The sequence below is a fragment of the Arsenicicoccus sp. UBA2120 genome, from assembly GCF_002330965.1.
GTDB lineage: Bacteria > Actinomycetota > Actinomycetes > Actinomycetales > Dermatophilaceae > Arsenicicoccus > Arsenicicoccus bolidensis.
The window spans coordinates 73,026-87,544 of record NZ_DCYC01000087.1 but is presented as its reverse complement, the minus strand read 5'-3'; the positions used below and the strand labels follow the sequence as shown (position 1 = coordinate 87,544).

Below are 14,519 nucleotides of genomic sequence, written 5' to 3'. Positions count from 1 at the left end.
CAAACCCGGGGCGGTTCACACGGCTGGGGCAGCCAGGCAGGACCGGTGGCCAGCCCCGACAGCGGGTTGGCGACGAAGAGCATCAGCACCGCACCGATGCCGATCCCGGCGACGCCCAGCAGCGAGCCGAGGCCGACGACGGTCGCCGAGATGGCGGCGATGCCCGCAGCGACCGCGGCTGACGTGAGCCAGTAGCTGCCGTCGAGGACCCCGAAGCCGTGCTGCAGGATCGCCGTCGCCACGAGCCCACCGAGCGCCGAGATTGCCAGGACGCCGCCGAGACGCCCAGCAGCGGAGCCGCGGTAGGCGAGGACGAGGGCGGCCGCGGACGCCATACCGCCGAAGATGAGGGGCAGTCCGAGGGTCATCAGGGCGGCGCCGGCGGGGTCGTCCTGGGGCATGGGCGCCAGCTCGGAGTAGGTCACCTGCTGACCCTTGGCGGCCAGCTGGGCGCCGATCCCCTTGAGCAGAGCGGAGTATGGCGCACCCGCCCCGGCCGCGGTCTGCACCGTCACGCCGGTGGGCGCCACGGACAGGCCACCGATCGCCTCGCGCTCACGGATGGCGGTCGCCGCCTCCTGCGCCGTGGGATAGGTCGCGACGTCGAAGGTGCCGGGGCTGGCCTTGCCCAGCATCCCGGTCAGCTGCGCGACGGCAGGTGCGGGGCCGCTGACGGCGAGGGGCAGGTCCTTGGCGCCGGAGCTCAGCGCGGGAGCGGCGAAGGCAAGGAGCATGAGGGCGATGACGGTCGGGATGCCGAGGATGGCGCCGAGCAGGACGCGCGGGCCGGCGCCCCCTCGATGGGTGGCGGTGCTCGTGTCGGCGCGGGTGGCGGTGCTGGTCGTCATGGTGGCTCCTCGATCGAGTGCGGCCGGGGTCCGGAGGTCGTATGACGACTCAGCGGTTCAATGGCCCGGATTTCCACAAGCGTAGAACTCCACAATTGTAGAAGTCAACACCGGCGGCATACAGTCTGGAGAAGACACCGCAGCAAGGAGAGTGACGGATGAGCGTCGACACGAACGGCCGGACGGGCCGCCGCCCCGGGCCGGTCTCCACCAAGGACGCGATCCTCGACGCCGCGCGCGACCAGTTCACCCAGCACGGCTACAAGGGGGCGACGCTGCGCGCAATCGCCGGCCAGGCCGGCGTCGATCCGGGCCTGATCAGGCACTTCTTCGGCGACAAGGAAGGGCTCTTCGCCGCATCACTGGCGCTGCCCCCGGAGGCGATGGCCGCGGTCCGCGAGTCGGCGACTGGGCCGCAGGAGGAGTGGGGCGAGCGCCTGACCCGCTCCTACCTCGGCCTCTGGGAGGACCCGGTCACCGCAGCTCCGCTCCGCGCGCTGGTGGTGTCGGCCTTCGCCAACGACCAGGCCCTGGACCAGTTCCGCGAGTTCGCGGTGGAGGCGGTGCTGCACGACATGCTTCCGCACCTCCCCGACGACCATCCCGGCCTGCGCATGGCCACCGCCATGACGCACATCGTCGGCATCGCCCTGGGCCGCTACATCCTCAAGGCTCCCCCGCTGGTCGCGCACAGCTTCGACGACCTCGTCACGATGATCGCCCCCACCGTCCAGGGCTACCTCACCGGCCCCCTCCCCGACGGCATCTCCTGACATCGGGGCCGCTCCTGGTGGTCATAGCCACCAGAAGCGGCCCCGATCTCGGACGTGCGGGCTCAACACGCCCTAGTCGACGAGGGCTGTGCGCCAATGTCGTTCGTGCGCACGGATGAACTCGACGGTGCCGTGCCAGTGCTCGCCGTGGCCCTCGGCATACATGCTGCCCCAGGGCTCGCGGCCGGTCTCGTGCGAGCTCCTGAGCAGGTCGTGCATCGCCTGGGCGCGATCGATCATGGTGGCGGGCAACGCATCTCGCAGACCGCGATCTGCGCCGTAGCCGTCGACGAACGCCGCGAGCCTCTCGGCCGACTCCGCCACGTCGGCGCCCGGGAAGAGGTGCGCGAACGCGATCGCGGCATACGCGAGGTCCCACAGGCGCGTGCTCGGGCCGGCTCCGTCCCAGTCGATGAAGACCAAGCGGTCGCCGTCGATGATCAGGTTCCAGGTCGCAAGGTCGTTGTGGCACAACAGGTCTGGTCCGTATGCCGGAAGCAGCACCGGCCAGTCGTCCGGCACCGGCAGGCCAACGCTCGCGTCGTGGATCGACCGCACGAGCCGACCCACCCGCCACACCTGGTCCGTGCCGAGCGGGGCGACGTCCATCGCCAGGGTCCCGGGCACGTAGTTCAGGACGAGCCAGCCCCGCTCGTCGCGCCCGTGCGTCGCCGGCACGTCGATGCCCCGCTCGCGCAGCGTCTCCAGGTAGCCGATGGTCCGCTCGGTGGTGGGAAGCCACGGCTTGCGGACGGTGTCGCCGACCCGGACCACGCCCTCGGTGGCGTTGCCGCCCTCGAGCCTCTCCTCCTGCTCGTCCCCCGTCACCGAGGCGACACTCCCAGGGCGGTCACGACGGTCTTGCCGGTGGCGTGACCCGACGCGACCTCCGCGACCGCTGCCGGCGCCTCGGCCAGCGGGTAGGTCGCGTGGATGACAGGTCGGAGGTCCTGCCGGGCCACGAGATCGGCCAGCTCGGCATACACCGACGCGTCCCGACGACGGGTGATGCCCGACCCGCCCAGCTCGGTCGCGAGCGCCGGCGAGGCCGAGCTCCGGATCGCCGACGGGTGCTTGGCCAGGGCGGCGGCCTGCCGCAGCGTGTCCCCGCCGACGGCGTCCACCACGGCGTCGACACCCTCGGCCGCGAGCTCCGCCACGACCTCGGCCCAGCCATCCCCGGACTCGACGTGCTCCGCGCCCGCGCTCGCGACGAGCTCGGCCTTGGCCGCGCTCGCCACCCCGATGACGCGGGCCCCGAGGTGCGCGGCGAGCTGCGCGGCGTGCACGCCCACCCCTCCCCCGGCTCCGAGCACCAGGACCGCGCCACCCGTCCCGACCCCCAGCTCGCCGAGGGCATCCCACGCCGTCCCGATGGCGACGGGGATGCAGGCGGCCTGCTCCGCCTCGACCCCGTCGGGGAGGCGCGCCGTCTGGTCGAGCTCGAGCAGGACGAGACCGCCGAGAGCGCCGAATCCCGAGGCGCACGAACCGAAGACGAGCTCGCCCTCGCGGAAGCGGCCCGACGGGTCCTCGACCACCGTGCCCGCGGCCTCGCGCCCCATGGCCATCGGGAAGCGCACCTCGACCTTGCCCTGGCGCTGCCCGCTGCGGACCTTGATGTCGGCGGGGTTGAGCCCGGCGGCCCGCAGACGGACGAGCACCGCGCCCGGCGTCACCACCAGGTCCGGCACGTCCAGGAAGCGCTCGACCTCGGGCCCGCCATACTCCGTGAATCCGTAGATGCGCATCAGCTCTCCTCCACCTCGATGTCCGCAGCCAAACGTGCTCGCAGTCTCCTCCTGCGGCGCGCCACACTCCACAGCAGCGCCTGTTGACCCTCGAGCAGCGGTGGCTCAGATTGGGTCCGTGCGCAACCACACGGAGCAGTACCTCAGGGCCCACCTCGGGCAGGCACTCGACGAGGTGCAAGCTGGCGACGAGGTCACGATCCTGAGGGACGAGCGACCCGTGGCCCGCATGGTCCCTGCGGCCGCGCCGGCACCACGGACGTTCGGGATGATGCGGTTCGAGGTGCCGGACGACTTCGACGCTCCGCCGACGCAGGCGGAGCTGGCAGCGTGGGAGTGACCGCCGCCAGCGCAGATCTGCGCATCTACTCACCTTCCAGCAGAGACTCGAAGTCCTGCCCACCAAAGAAGATGCCGAGGACGGTGACGTTGCGCAGTCGGTCATCGACCACGTAGGCCACGAGGACGCCCTTCTTGTAGCTGGACGTCCGTAGTCCCGGTCGCAGATCGCTCCTGGATGTGCCGCCGTGCGGCAGCACCCCCAGCCCCTCGCAATAGGCGATCACCGCCGTGAGGTACGCGTCGACGACCGGCGGGTGAGCCACCCGCACGAGGTGGCGCTCAAGGGCCATGAGCTGGTCAAGCGCATCGGGGTCGAACGAGACGCCGTAGTTCACCGGCCGCGGGCCTGGGCCATCCGGTGCCGCACCTCGTCTGCAGACATTGCTCGGGAGGGGTCAGCACGAAGCCCGTCGTACGCAGGCAACACCGAGTCCCGCAACCACGACTCCACCGCGCGGTCACGTGCAGCGAGCGCGCGGAGGCCTTCACGCACCACCTCGCTCTCCGAGGCGTAGTCCCCCGAGCGCACTCGAGCCCGCACCATGTCCGCCATCTCGAGCGGCAAGGTCACGCTCATCTGTCGTGTCGTTCGCATCGGGCCCCCTCGTGAGTAGGACTCAATCCTACTTCGCACGTCGAGATACGGAAGGTCTGCTGGGACGCAAGACACTCGTCGCCGCGGGTGCCTGATCAGCGCACCGGGGCGCACCGGGGCGCACCGCACCCCCGGCATCCGTTGATGTCGGGGATGTCGGGGGCTTGCACTCCACGCGGTGAGTCAGGCGAACTGGCCGACCTCGTAGTGACCGCCCTGCTGGCGGGTGATGACGTTGAAGCGGTTGAAGGTGTTGATGAGCGCGATCTGGGCGACCAGGGCACCGAGCGTCGACTCGTCGAAGTGGTGGGCGGCATACGACCAGGTCTCGTCGCTGACGCCCGTGCTGTCGGCGAGGCGGGTGCCCTCCTCCGTGAGCGCCAGTGCGGCGCGCTCCTGCTCGGTGAAGACGGTGGTCTCGCGCCAGGCCCCCACGAGGTTGACGCGCAGCGGGGTCTCGCCGGCGTGGAGCGCCTCCTTGACGTGCATGTCGAGGCAGGCGCCGCAGCCGTTGATCTGGCTGGCGCGGATGTTGACCAGCTCGGCGACGCGCTCGGGCAGCGCTCCGCTCGCGGCGCGGCCGGCCGAGATGACGTGCGGGAGGATGGTCATGAGGGTGTCGTGGGCAAAGGGGTTGAGTCGGGCTTCCATCACGTTCTCCTTGGTTGCGGTGATACCCGTATGACGGCGGCCCGGCCACAGACGTAACACCGTCACCCCGCCGGAGGACGGTCCCGCACACCGGCCGCCAGGACCCGGGCGCGGTCGTTGACCGACACGATCTCCACGATCAGCCCGTCCACGACCGTGCACCCCACGACGCCGAAGGCCCTGCCGTCCTTGCTCCGGAACACCACGCCCGGCAGGCCGTTGACGATCGCCTCCCAGGCCATCGCCGCGCCGCGGGCGCCGCGCTCGGCGACGGTCGCGACCTCCGTGGCGCCGATGCGCACGCTAGATCCGCGCGGGTTGTCGATGCGCAGGGTGACGTTCGGGTCCAGGACCGCGAGCAGCCCGTCGAAGTCGCCCTCCCGCGCAGCCATGAGGAAGGCCGCGACGACGGCGCGCCCCTCACGCCCGTGGCCCGGGTCCGCCGGTCTCCCCCGGACCTTGCGCCGGGCCCGGCTGGCCAGCATCTTGGTGGCGTCCGTCGACCGGCCGAGGATCTGACCGATGTCGGCGAACGGCACGGCGAACATGTCGTGCAGCACGAACGCCAGCCGCTCGGCCGGGGTGAGCGTCTGCAGCACCACGAGCATCGCCAGCCCGACGGACTCCGCGAGCACGGCCTCCTCCTCGGGGGCCGGGCTCCCGTCCTCGACCACGACCAGCTCGGGGGTCTTTCGTCGTATGCCGTCGCGCCCCGGCTCGCACGGGACCGCAGCACGTCGATGCAGACACGACCGACGACGGTGGTCAGCCAGCCCGCGAGGTTGTCGATGCTGTCCACGTCCTGGCGCGACAGCCGCAACCACGCCTCCTGCAGGGCGTCCTCGGCGTCGGTCCGCGACCCGAGCATCCGCACGGCGACGGCCTCGAGCCGACCCCGGTGTGCCTCGAAGGCCGCGGCGAGGACGTCAGCGTCTCCGTCGCTGCCTCCGTCTCCACCTCCGGTCAGACCGTCCATGGTGACCACCTTCCTCCGTCGGTGTCGTCATGGGAATGACGGCCGGCACCGCCCTGACGTAACGCGCGTCCGCCGCCATTCGCGCACGAGCTGACCCGACGGGTCATTTCTGGTCGCCTAGGCCCGCGTCTGGCCGGCCAACCTGCCCCGGCGGGTCACTTCCGGTCGCCTAGGCCCGCGTCTGGCCCGTCGGCCTGCCCCGACGGTCACTTCCGGTCGCCTAGAGCCGAGTGTGGGGCGCCGACCTGCCCCGACGGGTCACGTCCGGTCGGGTAGCGTGCGGGTTGACCGTCCAGCGCGCCCCGACGGGTCACTTTCGGGCGGGTGCAGGCGCCGGGTGGGGGGTCCGCGCCCCGGCGGGTCACTTCCGGTCGGGTGGCGTGCGGGTTGATCCTCCACCGCGACCCGACGGGACACTTCCCGGCGGGTGCATGTGGCGGATGGGGAGCTCGCCGCCCCGACGGGTCATTTCCCGTCGCCTAGAGCCGCGCGTGGGGCGCCGACCTGCCCCGACGGGTCACTTCCGGTCGGGTGCATGTGGCGGGCGGGAGGTCCGCGCCCCGACAGGTCACCTCTGGTCGTCTGAGCTGCGGGTTGATCGTCCAGCGCGCCCCGACGGGTCACGTCCGGTCGTGTGGCGCGCGAGTTGACCGCTCGGCGCGACCCGACGGGTCACTTCCGGGCGGGTGCAGGCGGCGGGTGGGGAGGTCGGCGCCCCGACGGGTCACTTCCGGTCGGGGCCGGGGAGGTCGTCGCGCTGGCGGGCCAGATAGGTGCGCTCGGCCCGGTTGTCGGTCAGCGCGAGCGCCCGGTCGTATGCCGACCGCGCGTCACCCTCACGCCCGAGCCGGCGCAGCAGGTCCGCGCGGGTCGCGTGCATCGCGTGGTAGCCGTCGAGAACCCCGGCCACCTCGTCCACCTCGGCGAGGCCCCGGGCTGCGCCATACAGCTCGGCGACGGCGACCGCCCGGTTGAGCCGCACGATCGGCGACGGGTCCACCAGCACCAGCCGGTCGTAGACCGTGACGACCTGCCCCCAGTCCGTCTCACGTGCCGAGCGCGCATGCGTGTGAACGGCATTGATCGCGGCGAGCAACTGATAGCGACCCGGCGGATCGCCGCCCGAGGCCACCGCGTCGACGCACTCGTGCACGAGCACGTGCCCTTCGCGGATCAGCGCGCGGTCCCAGCGGCCGCGGTCCTGCTCCGCCAGCGTCACCAGCGCCCCGGTCGGCGAAAGCCGCGCCGACCGGCGGGCATCGGTCAGGAGCATGAGGGCGAGCAGGCCGGTGACCTCGCCGTCGTCGGGGAGCAGCGTGTGCAGCAGCCGCCCGAGCCGGATCGCCTCGTCGGTGAGGTCGGCGCGCAGGGCCTGGTCGCCATACGAGGCGAGGTAGCCCTCGTTGCAGATCAGGAAGACCACCGCCAGCACCCCGGCCAGCCGCTCGCGGACGTCGCCCTCCGACGGCACGCAATAGGGGATGTGCGCGGCCTTGATCTTGGCCTTGGCACGGGTGATCCGCTGCGCCATCGTCGCCTCCTGCACGAGGAACGCGCGGGCGATCTCGGCGACGGTGAGCCCGCCGATCAGCCTCAGCGTCAAGGCAACTCGTGCTTCCGTGGCGAGCGCGGGGTGGCAGCAGGTGAAGACCAGCCGCAGCCGGTCGTCCTCCACCGCCCCGGTGGTGACGGGCGGGCTGTCGTCGACCAGCCGGTATGCCGCCTCCTGCTTCACGTCGCGGCGGGACTCGCGTCGCAGCCGGTCGATGGCTCGGCGCGTGGCGGTGGTGGTGAGCCAGCCGCCGGGGTTGGGCGGTATGCCGTCCCGGGACCACCGCTCGACCGCCGCGACCCAGGCGTCGGCCGCCGCCTCCTCGGCGAGGTCGAGGTCACCGAAGCGGCGTGCGAGCGAGGCGACGACCCGCGCCCACTCCTCGCGGTGGGTGCGGGCGATCGCCTCGTCGACCGGGGATACCGTCACCCGTCGAGCATCTCCTGCACGGACTCCTCGGTCTGGAAGGGGCGGACCTCGACCTTGCCGCGGCAGGCCTTGGACCCCTCGGCGGCGAGGGCGAGCGCCTCGTCGAGGTCACGCGCCTCGATCACCCAGAAGCCGCCGAGGTGCTCCTTGGCCTCCAGGTAGGGGCCGTCGGTGAGGACGGGCTGGTCGCCCTGACCGTCGACGGTGGTGGCGCTGGCGACCGGCTCCAGCCCGTCGGCGAAGACGAAGTGGCCGTCGCGCTGCAGCTTGTCGTTGAAGGCGCCGGTCTCGGCGAAGGCCTCGAGCATCGCCTCCTTGGTCGGGAAGTGGCCGGGGTCGCCGGGCTTGCCGCGCTCGGCGGGGCCGTAGACGGACAGCAGGTATCTGGGCATGTCATTCGTCCGTGTGGGTGGGGACTGCTGGGCCGGCCTGCGGCGGAGCCGGGAACCGGTGAACCTCCTGCGGCCAGTCGAGCGCGACGGCGAGACGTCCCGCCCAGTAGCGGGCGGCCTCGTCGTCAGCGACCTCCACGATGGTGAAACCGCCGAGGTGCTCCTTGGTCTCGGCATACGGCCCGTCGGTGTGGACGGGCGCGCCGTCCTGCGCCGTGACGCTGCACAGCACGGTGGAGGCGTCGAGCCCGCCGTCGCCGAAGACGAAGACGCCCTCGGCCTGCATCTCAGCGATCACGCGGTTCCCCGCGACGCTCTTGGCCAGCAGCTGCTCGTGGGTGTGCGGGGACACCCACTCGTCGTTGAACGAGATCAGGTATGACGGCACGGTCGCTTCCTCTCCTGGTCGCGGCGAGCGCCGGGTGACGTCTCGCCGACGGCGACCCTCGGTCACCGCCTGTCCCTTCTACGAAGGACTGCCCTCCAGAACGACACCTTGGTGGCATCCTGTCGCCATGTCCATGCCTCGACCATCCGTGGTGGCGTACTACACCCTGGCGGTGATCCACCTGGGGTGCGTGCGGGCGTGGATCTCCGCCTTCGACCCGACCGAGGACCTGTCCGGCGAGCTGATCAGCGGGATGATCCTCGGTCTCGGGATCTGCGTTCTCAGTCCCTTGCTGGCCAGGCGGATCGTCGGCAAGCCGTCGACCGGCTACGACCTGCTCTCCGACGAGGACAAGGCGGTGGTCGACGAGGCGCTGGCGGCCGGGGAGCAGCGTGGGCGGGTGACCCTGCGCGCCATCGAGCGCGAACGGGCACGCGAGCGGCTCGGCGACAACCCACGGTTCCGCTCGATGCTCTGGTGGATCGCTGCGATCCTGGCCGTGCCGTATGTCGTGATGCCCTTCACCGCCACCCGACCGGCCTGGCTCGTCGCGGTCACGATCATCACGACCGTGTGCATCCTGCTGTTCGCGTTTCTGAGGCGGAAGCGGGTCACCCCTGACCTCCCCGAGGACGAGCGCCGGCGACTGAGGGCCGTCGCGAAGGCCCGCCCCTGAACGAGAACCCGGTCGCCTGCCTCGTCGGCGTCGTCGGCGTCGTCGCCGTCGTCGCCGTGCTTCAGGCGTCAGGCGTCAGCGTCGGCGCGTAGCCCGCGCGCGACGGGGTCGGCGAGCAGGTAGAGGCCGAGCACGAGGACGGGGACGGCGGCCAGCGCGAAGCCCCACGCGATGGAGCGGTGGAGCGCTGCGCCGAGGACCGCGATCGAGAGGGGTTCGAGCACGACCCGCGGCAGGCCGAGCAGCGCGCTGATCCGCCCCAGGAGGTGCTTGGGGGTGCGCGTCTGGATGAAGGTCGGCAGGGCCACGTCGGAGCTGTAGGCCACGCCGATGCCCAGCGGGACGAGGATCGCGGCGGCCACCCAGGCGGAGGGGGTGTGCCCGAGCAGCGCGAAGGCGGACCCCTCGGCGAGGGTCATGCCGATGATGAGCAGACCCCACCGGTCCGGCAGGCCGGTCACCGCAGCAGCGGCCGTGCCGATGAGCTGGCCTGCGCCCCAGGCGGACACGAGCACGCTGAGCGCCCAGGGGGACGACGTCCAGGAGGCTGCGAGGGTCGGCAGCCCCACGGCGAAGAGGCCGCTGTAGGACAGGGTGGCAGCAGCGACGATGAGCAGGACCAGGCGCGTCTCGTGACTGCGCCAGGCGTGCGCGAGCCCGACCCTGATGTCGGCGAGGATGCCGGCGCCGGCCTCTCCCTCGACGTGGGCGCCGCGGGGCACGCTGCGCACCGTGTACGCCGCTACGGCGAAGGTGAGCGCGTTGGCGGCGATGGCCGCACCTGCTCCACCCAGCACGATGAGGCCGGCCCCGATCACCGGGCCGAGGAGGTAGGACACCTGCTCGAGGAACCCCTGGGCGGCGTTGCCGCGGGCGTAGGCCGCCTCGGGCAGCAGGTGGGGCAGCACCGACTCGGACGCCGGGGTGAACATCGCCGCCGTGATGCCGGTGACCACGGCCACGACATACAGGTGCCACATCTGCACGGAGCCGCTGATCACGAGGGCGGCGAGGACCGCCATGGTCACGGCGCGGACGACGTGCGCGGCGAGCATGACGCGACGCGCGCTCATCCGGTCGGTGATGGCGCCGCCGAGGAGCAGCAGCAGACCGCGCGGGACCGCCTGGGCCAGCATCACGCCCGCGAGCGCCGCGACGGATCCGGTCTCGTGCAGGACCATCCAGGCCAGGGCGATGTCGAAGGCCGAGTCGCCGAGCATCGACAAGCCCTCGCCCGCCACCACCGTGACGAACCGGGGGTGCGCGCGCAGGCCCGGGCGGCTCGAAGCGGCGGCAGGCACCCGTCCAGTCAACCCCACGTGCGGGTTGCGCCATACCGGGTTTGTCGCGTCGGGCCGATGGGCGCGCAGCCGACCCGGCGGGTCACGTCAGCGGCAGATCAGCGTGTGATCTCGTCGATGAGGTGAGCGCCCAGGCCGACCTTGTCGTAGTGCTCCTTGCACAGGGCGATGTAGTCGAAGACGTCGAACGTGTCGGTCGGCTTGCCGTCCTCGTCCAGCCAGATCAGCGGGCCGGTGACGTTGAAGTGGACGCGCATGGGCTCGTCGCTCTCGTAGGAGACGAGCGTGTGCGAGCTGCCCGGCGTCTCGACGATGAAGTCGCCGGCCTCGGCGATCCAGTCGTACTCCAGATATCCCCACCGTCCGGAGAGCGTGTAGCCGAACACCTGGTGGGGGTGATAGTGCCGGTTGACCAGGCCGGGCTCGCGTGCGTAGAGGATGTCGCACCAACGGTTCTGGTCGATGTTGATGTAGATCGGCCGGGACGAGACGGTGTCGCTGAACGGCACGTAGTAGCGCTCGTCCTCGGTGGGGCAGTTCGGCATGTAGACCTCACGCCGCGCGCCGGGCTTCTCCGACGGGACGATCGGCTTGATGCCGCGCCAGAACTCGGATCCGCCGTCCTTGCCGGCGATGCGGACGTCTGTCATGTCGGGCTCCTTCGCTCAAGAACCGGCTCAGCGTCCGGGGGTGCATGGCCGGGCTCCCAGCAGCATGTCACCAGCGGCGCCGACCCGCGAGGTGCTGGGGCAGGTGGTCGTCCACGTCGGGCAGGCCAGCCTGGAGCGCCGGGCTGATGGCCAGAAGCGCCCTCACGGGTCACATTGAACGATCCAAAGATGCGCTTCGCGACGAAAGGTGACCCGTCGGGTCGACCGTGGCACGCCAGACCGGCTCGCGTCAGTCGTCGCCGGTGTGGGCGCGCAGGTAGCGACCGAAGTGGGGCACGGTGAACGCGATGCGCCCGCGCTCCCCCGAGTAGATGAGGCCCTTCTTCATCAGCGCGTCGCGTGCGGGCGACAGGGACTGGGGCTTGCGGCCGAGCAGGGTCGCGACGGCCGAGGTGGCCACGGACTCGGTCTCGTCCAGGGGGTTGCCGGCGTCGCGCTCGGCGAGGGCTACGTCCGCCATGGCGCGCAGGTACTCCCGCTCGGCCGGCGTCGCCCGCTCGTAGCGTGACCCGAAGAAGCCGACGGCCAGCTCCTCCTCGGCCTCCGGCGCCGCGACCTTCACGTCGTCCACGGTGATGGGGGTGGCGGGCGCCGCGTCCCACGCCACCTGGCCGTACGCCTGGATGAAGTAGGGGTATCCCCCTGTCACGGCATACATCTCGGCGAGCGCGTCCTCCGCGAAGGCCGCGTCCTCGGACTCCGCCGGCGACTGCAGCGCCTGGTCCGCCGCGGCCCGCGACAGCCGGTCGATGCGGTTGTAGCGGAAGAGCCTCTCGCTGTAGGACTTCGACGCCGACAGCACCGCCGGCAGGTGGGGCAGCCCGGCACCGACCACGATCAACGGCGACCCCTGCTGGGACAGCTCGTGGCAGGCCGCGCACAGGGCCGACACGTCCTCGGCGTGCAGGTCCTGCATCTCGTCGATGTAGATCGCGATCCCGCGCCCCACGTCCGCCGCGAGTCCCGCACAGTCCGAGAAGAGCTCGACCAGGTCGATCTCGATGTCGCCGGAGTCCGCGCGCCCGGAGCTGGCCGGGACGTCGATGCCCGGGTTCCAGCGGTCGCGGATCTTGGCCTTGGGGTCGACGTCGCGCTGCGCGAACGCCTTGATCACGCCGAGCACCTGGTCGACGTCGTCGCCCTGCGGGTGGCCGAGCTCACGGACGGCCGTGTGCAGGGCGGAGGCGAGCGGGCGGCGCAGGCGCTGGTCGGGCCGCGCCTCGAGCTTGCCCGTCCCCCAGTGAGCCCGGACCGCCGCCGAGCGAAGGGCATTGAGCAGCACCGTCTTTCCGACGCCCCGCAGGCCGGTCAGCACGATCGACCGCTCCGGACGACCCCGCGCCACCCGCTCCAGCACGACGTCGAAGGCTTTCAGCTGCTCGTCGCGCCCCGCCAGCTCGGGCGGTCGCTGGCCGGCACCAGGGGCATAGGGGTTCTTGATCGGGTCCACGCTCGCACCCTATGCGGCCATCTAGCGGCGACCCGAGATCTCGGCATACAGCACCAGCGTGTCGCGGCCCGGCGGCGATCGTCTCGTATGCCGGAGCCTACTTCTGGGCCTAGATACCGCCATACGGCCTGATCAACGGCACGACGACGCGCCCCGACCGACCCACGGGTCGTCGAGCAACCTCCCAGCCTGGTCCCGAAAAGGTAGGTTCGAGGCATGGCTCTCGCACGCTACGTGGACCTCACCATCGACGCCGCCGACACGGCAACGCTGGCGATGTTCTGGTCCCGCGCGCTGGGCCTGCGGATGGAGGGCGATGACGAGAACGGCTTCCGGCTCGTCGGCGACGACGAGACCGACACGGTCTGGATCCGCCCCCGCCTGGCCCCCCGCCAAGAGCGACGACGCGTTCACCTCGACATCTACGCCGCCAACACCGACGACCTCATCGCCGCAGGCGGCACCCTCGTCGACCAGGGCAGCTATCCCTGGGACGTCGCGCTCGACCCCGAGCAGCGCGAGCTCGGCGTCATCGTCCGCCCCAGCGACAAGCGCCGGATGTACCAGGTCGTCGTCGACTCCCCCGACCCCGAGGCCAACGCCGCCTGGTGGGGACGCGTCCTCGACACCCGGATCCACCAGGTCCCCGAGGACCCGGACAGCGCCTTCATCGAGCCGGTGCCGGGCGCGCCGTTCGAGTCCATCGTCTTCGCCCGCGAGACCGAGCCCAAGACGGTCTTCAACTCCATGCGCTTCGCGGTGTCCGCGCAGACACCCGACGTGCTGCTCCTCCTCGGCGCCTCGATGTGCGAGGAGGAGTGCCCCGATCCACGACGGACGTACCTCCGCGATCCGTTCGGCAACGAATTCACCTGGGTGGCACCATGACTCTGCAGACCGGCACGCACCAGTTCACCGGCCGGATCCTCGGCCTCGGCTTCGACGAGGGCACTCGCATCGTCGTCGGGCACTGGTCCCGATCGCCGTTCGGCGACTTCGCCGACGTGATGGTCGAGCGCCGCGACGGGCACCGCATCCTGCTCGCCCCGACGCAGGAGATCGCCGACACCGTGGCCGCGCTCTACACCTTCGACGAGGTGCAGGTCGTGCCGGTCGAGGCGGCGACGCGCGGTCGCGTGCTCACCCTCACCGCCGGACCGCTCGGCCTGTCCGCCACCATCGGCGAGCGCACCTCGCTCGGCAAGGCGCTCGCCATGGTCCCGTCGGCCCTGAGCAGCCGCGCCTGGTGGAGCCGGGTCACCGACCCCATCGCGCAGGCCCTGCTGCGTGGCGTCAGCACCCGCGGCACCACCGCCAACGGCCTGCCTGCCACGTATGGCGCGACCGACGTCCACGCCGTCACGGACGCCACCGCCACGTGGGACGGATCCGACCTGGGCGCGCTCGGGCCGGTGTCGCCGCCCGTGCGGTTCGGCTTCGGCTCCACACCGCCCGAGCCCAGCCTCACCGCCCTGACCACGACCATCGAGGTGCCCGAGCCCGATCCGCTCACCGGCGTCATCGACTGCTGGGGCGTGGGGCCGTTGCGCGACAAGCAGGCCCGCGAGCAGGACGAGGAGTCCGAGGTCTCGCAGGAGGCGCGGGCGGCCCGGGCCGAGGGCGCTGACGGCCTGCTGCCCACGCCGCTCAGCGACGCCAAGCGCGAGGGCGAGCTCCCCCGCTGACCTACCTCAGGTAGTCACATCCACCCGGCTTCGCACCGC

At 71.6% G+C, this 14,519-nt stretch carries 18 protein-coding genes and 1 pseudogene; 5 read left to right on the top strand and 14 right to left on the bottom strand.

What is annotated here, in order from left to right:
- Positions 1 to 848: ABC transporter permease (locus B2P18_RS15165; RefSeq protein ID WP_286961462.1), on the bottom strand; the 848-nt coding region annotated here is incomplete at its 3' end.
- Between the two features lie 158 nt (positions 849 to 1,006).
- On the opposite strand from B2P18_RS15165, the gene B2P18_RS15160 reads away from it, so the two are divergent.
- On the top strand, positions 1,007 to 1,621 hold the full coding sequence (locus B2P18_RS15160; RefSeq protein ID WP_286958895.1) for a TetR family transcriptional regulator: 615 nt from the start codon (positions 1,007 to 1,009) through the stop codon (positions 1,619 to 1,621).
- Positions 1,622 to 1,693: 72 nt separating this feature from the next.
- On the opposite strand, the gene B2P18_RS15155 is transcribed toward B2P18_RS15160, so the two are convergent.
- Positions 1,694 to 2,449, bottom strand: a complete 756-nt coding sequence (locus B2P18_RS15155; protein ID WP_286961461.1) for a phosphotransferase — start codon at positions 2,447 to 2,449, stop codon at positions 1,694 to 1,696.
- A complete protein-coding gene (locus tag B2P18_RS15150; RefSeq protein WP_286958897.1) occupies positions 2,446 to 3,372 on the bottom strand; it encodes an NADP-dependent oxidoreductase in 927 nt (308 codons plus the stop codon). Before B2P18_RS15150 ends, B2P18_RS15155 begins: the two co-directional genes overlap by 4 nt.
- A gap of 118 nt (positions 3,373 to 3,490) precedes the next feature.
- Between B2P18_RS15150 and B2P18_RS15145 the strand changes: the two genes are divergently transcribed.
- A complete protein-coding gene (locus B2P18_RS15145; RefSeq protein ID WP_286958898.1) occupies positions 3,491 to 3,712 on the top strand; it encodes a type II toxin-antitoxin system Phd/YefM family antitoxin in 222 nt (73 codons plus the stop codon).
- A 25-nt stretch (positions 3,713 to 3,737) separates the two neighbouring features.
- Here the strand turns inward: B2P18_RS15145 and B2P18_RS15140 are convergent, their stop codons facing one another.
- From B2P18_RS15140 to B2P18_RS15105, 8 genes and pseudogenes are all read right to left on the bottom strand, one after another.
- The gene (locus tag B2P18_RS15140) at positions 3,738 to 4,049 is read right to left on the bottom strand and encodes a hypothetical protein (protein ID WP_286958899.1); all 312 of its coding nucleotides are present in this window, start codon (positions 4,047 to 4,049) and stop codon (positions 3,738 to 3,740) included.
- Positions 4,046 to 4,291 carry a type II toxin-antitoxin system ParD family antitoxin gene (locus tag B2P18_RS15135; RefSeq protein WP_019287342.1) on the bottom strand — a complete coding sequence of 82 codons (246 nt, stop codon included), beginning with the start codon at positions 4,289 to 4,291 and terminating at the stop codon, positions 4,046 to 4,048. The genes B2P18_RS15140 and B2P18_RS15135 overlap by 4 nt, the downstream gene beginning before the upstream one ends.
- Before the next feature lie 201 nt (positions 4,292 to 4,492).
- On the bottom strand, positions 4,493 to 4,960 hold the full coding sequence (locus B2P18_RS15130; RefSeq protein ID WP_019287341.1) for a carboxymuconolactone decarboxylase family protein: 468 nt from the start codon (positions 4,958 to 4,960) through the stop codon (positions 4,493 to 4,495).
- A 62-nt stretch (positions 4,961 to 5,022) separates the two neighbouring features.
- Positions 5,023 to 5,595: a sigma factor-like helix-turn-helix DNA-binding protein gene (locus B2P18_RS15125; RefSeq protein ID WP_286958900.1), complete on the bottom strand. Its 573-nt coding sequence runs from the start codon at positions 5,593 to 5,595 to the stop codon at positions 5,023 to 5,025.
- Between the two features lie 143 nt (positions 5,596 to 5,738).
- Positions 5,739 to 5,828, bottom strand: a pseudogene (locus B2P18_RS15120) (RNA polymerase subunit sigma-70); the annotation flags it as partial.
- A gap of 832 nt (positions 5,829 to 6,660) precedes the next feature.
- Entirely contained in the window at positions 6,661 to 7,917 is a 1,257-nt protein-coding gene (locus B2P18_RS15115; protein WP_286961460.1) for an RNA polymerase sigma factor, read from the bottom strand.
- Positions 7,914 to 8,309: a YciI family protein gene (locus tag B2P18_RS15110; protein ID WP_019287339.1), complete on the bottom strand. Its 396-nt coding sequence runs from the start codon at positions 8,307 to 8,309 to the stop codon at positions 7,914 to 7,916. Before B2P18_RS15110 ends, B2P18_RS15115 begins: the two co-directional genes overlap by 4 nt.
- A 1-nt stretch (position 8,310) precedes the next feature.
- Positions 8,311 to 8,697 (bottom strand): YciI family protein, encoded by a 387-nt coding sequence (locus B2P18_RS15105; protein ID WP_286961458.1) that lies wholly within the window; start codon positions 8,695 to 8,697, stop codon positions 8,311 to 8,313.
- Between the two features lie 133 nt (positions 8,698 to 8,830).
- Between B2P18_RS15105 and B2P18_RS15100 the strand changes: the two genes are divergently transcribed.
- Positions 8,831 to 9,373: a hypothetical protein gene (locus B2P18_RS15100; RefSeq protein ID WP_286961456.1), complete on the top strand. Its 543-nt coding sequence runs from the start codon at positions 8,831 to 8,833 to the stop codon at positions 9,371 to 9,373.
- 68 nt (positions 9,374 to 9,441) lie between these two features.
- On the opposite strand, the gene B2P18_RS15095 is transcribed toward B2P18_RS15100, so the two are convergent.
- From B2P18_RS15095 to B2P18_RS15085, 3 genes are all read right to left on the bottom strand, one after another.
- Positions 9,442 to 10,674 (bottom strand): MFS transporter, encoded by a 1,233-nt coding sequence (locus tag B2P18_RS15095; protein ID WP_286961453.1) that lies wholly within the window; start codon positions 10,672 to 10,674, stop codon positions 9,442 to 9,444.
- A 98-nt stretch (positions 10,675 to 10,772) separates the two neighbouring features.
- Positions 10,773 to 11,324 carry a 2,4'-dihydroxyacetophenone dioxygenase family protein gene (locus B2P18_RS15090; RefSeq protein ID WP_286961446.1) on the bottom strand — a complete coding sequence of 184 codons (552 nt, stop codon included), beginning with the start codon at positions 11,322 to 11,324 and terminating at the stop codon, positions 10,773 to 10,775.
- A 250-nt stretch (positions 11,325 to 11,574) separates the two neighbouring features.
- On the bottom strand, positions 11,575 to 12,795 hold the full coding sequence (locus tag B2P18_RS15085) for an ATP-binding protein (RefSeq protein ID WP_286961445.1): 1,221 nt from the start codon (positions 12,793 to 12,795) through the stop codon (positions 11,575 to 11,577).
- A gap of 216 nt (positions 12,796 to 13,011) precedes the next feature.
- Between B2P18_RS15085 and B2P18_RS15080 the strand changes: the two genes are divergently transcribed.
- Together B2P18_RS15080 and B2P18_RS15075 are read left to right on the top strand one after the other, a co-directional pair.
- A complete protein-coding gene (locus B2P18_RS15080) occupies positions 13,012 to 13,683 on the top strand; it encodes a VOC family protein (protein WP_029212562.1) in 672 nt (223 codons plus the stop codon).
- Positions 13,680 to 14,480, top strand: coding sequence for a hypothetical protein (locus B2P18_RS15075; protein ID WP_029212563.1), 801 nt, complete (start codon positions 13,680 to 13,682; stop codon positions 14,478 to 14,480). Before B2P18_RS15080 ends, B2P18_RS15075 begins: the two co-directional genes overlap by 4 nt.
- The last annotated feature ends 39 nt before the right edge of the window (positions 14,481 to 14,519 follow it).

Excerpts from the sequence above, each read along its gene's own strand:
- B2P18_RS15150 (WP_286958897.1), bottom strand. The coding sequence starts at position 3,372 with ATGCGCATCTACGGATTCACGGAGTATGGCGGGCCCGAGGTCGAGCGC.
- B2P18_RS15090 (WP_286961446.1), bottom strand. The coding sequence starts at position 11,324 with ATGACAGACGTCCGCATCGCCGGCAAGGACGGCGGATCCGAGTTCTGG.
- B2P18_RS15130 (WP_019287341.1), bottom strand. The coding sequence starts at position 4,960 with ATGGAAGCCCGACTCAACCCCTTTGCCCACGACACCCTCATGACCATC.
- B2P18_RS15110 (WP_019287339.1), bottom strand. The coding sequence starts at position 8,309 with ATGCCCAGATACCTGCTGTCCGTCTACGGCCCCGCCGAGCGCGGCAAG.
- B2P18_RS15100 (WP_286961456.1), top strand. The coding sequence starts at position 8,831 with ATGCCTCGACCATCCGTGGTGGCGTACTACACCCTGGCGGTGATCCAC.
- B2P18_RS15160 (WP_286958895.1), top strand. The coding sequence starts at position 1,007 with ATGAGCGTCGACACGAACGGCCGGACGGGCCGCCGCCCCGGGCCGGTC.
- B2P18_RS15075 (WP_029212563.1), top strand. The coding sequence starts at position 13,680 with ATGACTCTGCAGACCGGCACGCACCAGTTCACCGGCCGGATCCTCGGC.
- B2P18_RS15135 (WP_019287342.1), bottom strand. The coding sequence starts at position 4,291 with ATGAGCGTGACCTTGCCGCTCGAGATGGCGGACATGGTGCGGGCTCGA.
- B2P18_RS15080 (WP_029212562.1), top strand. The coding sequence starts at position 13,012 with ATGGCTCTCGCACGCTACGTGGACCTCACCATCGACGCCGCCGACACG.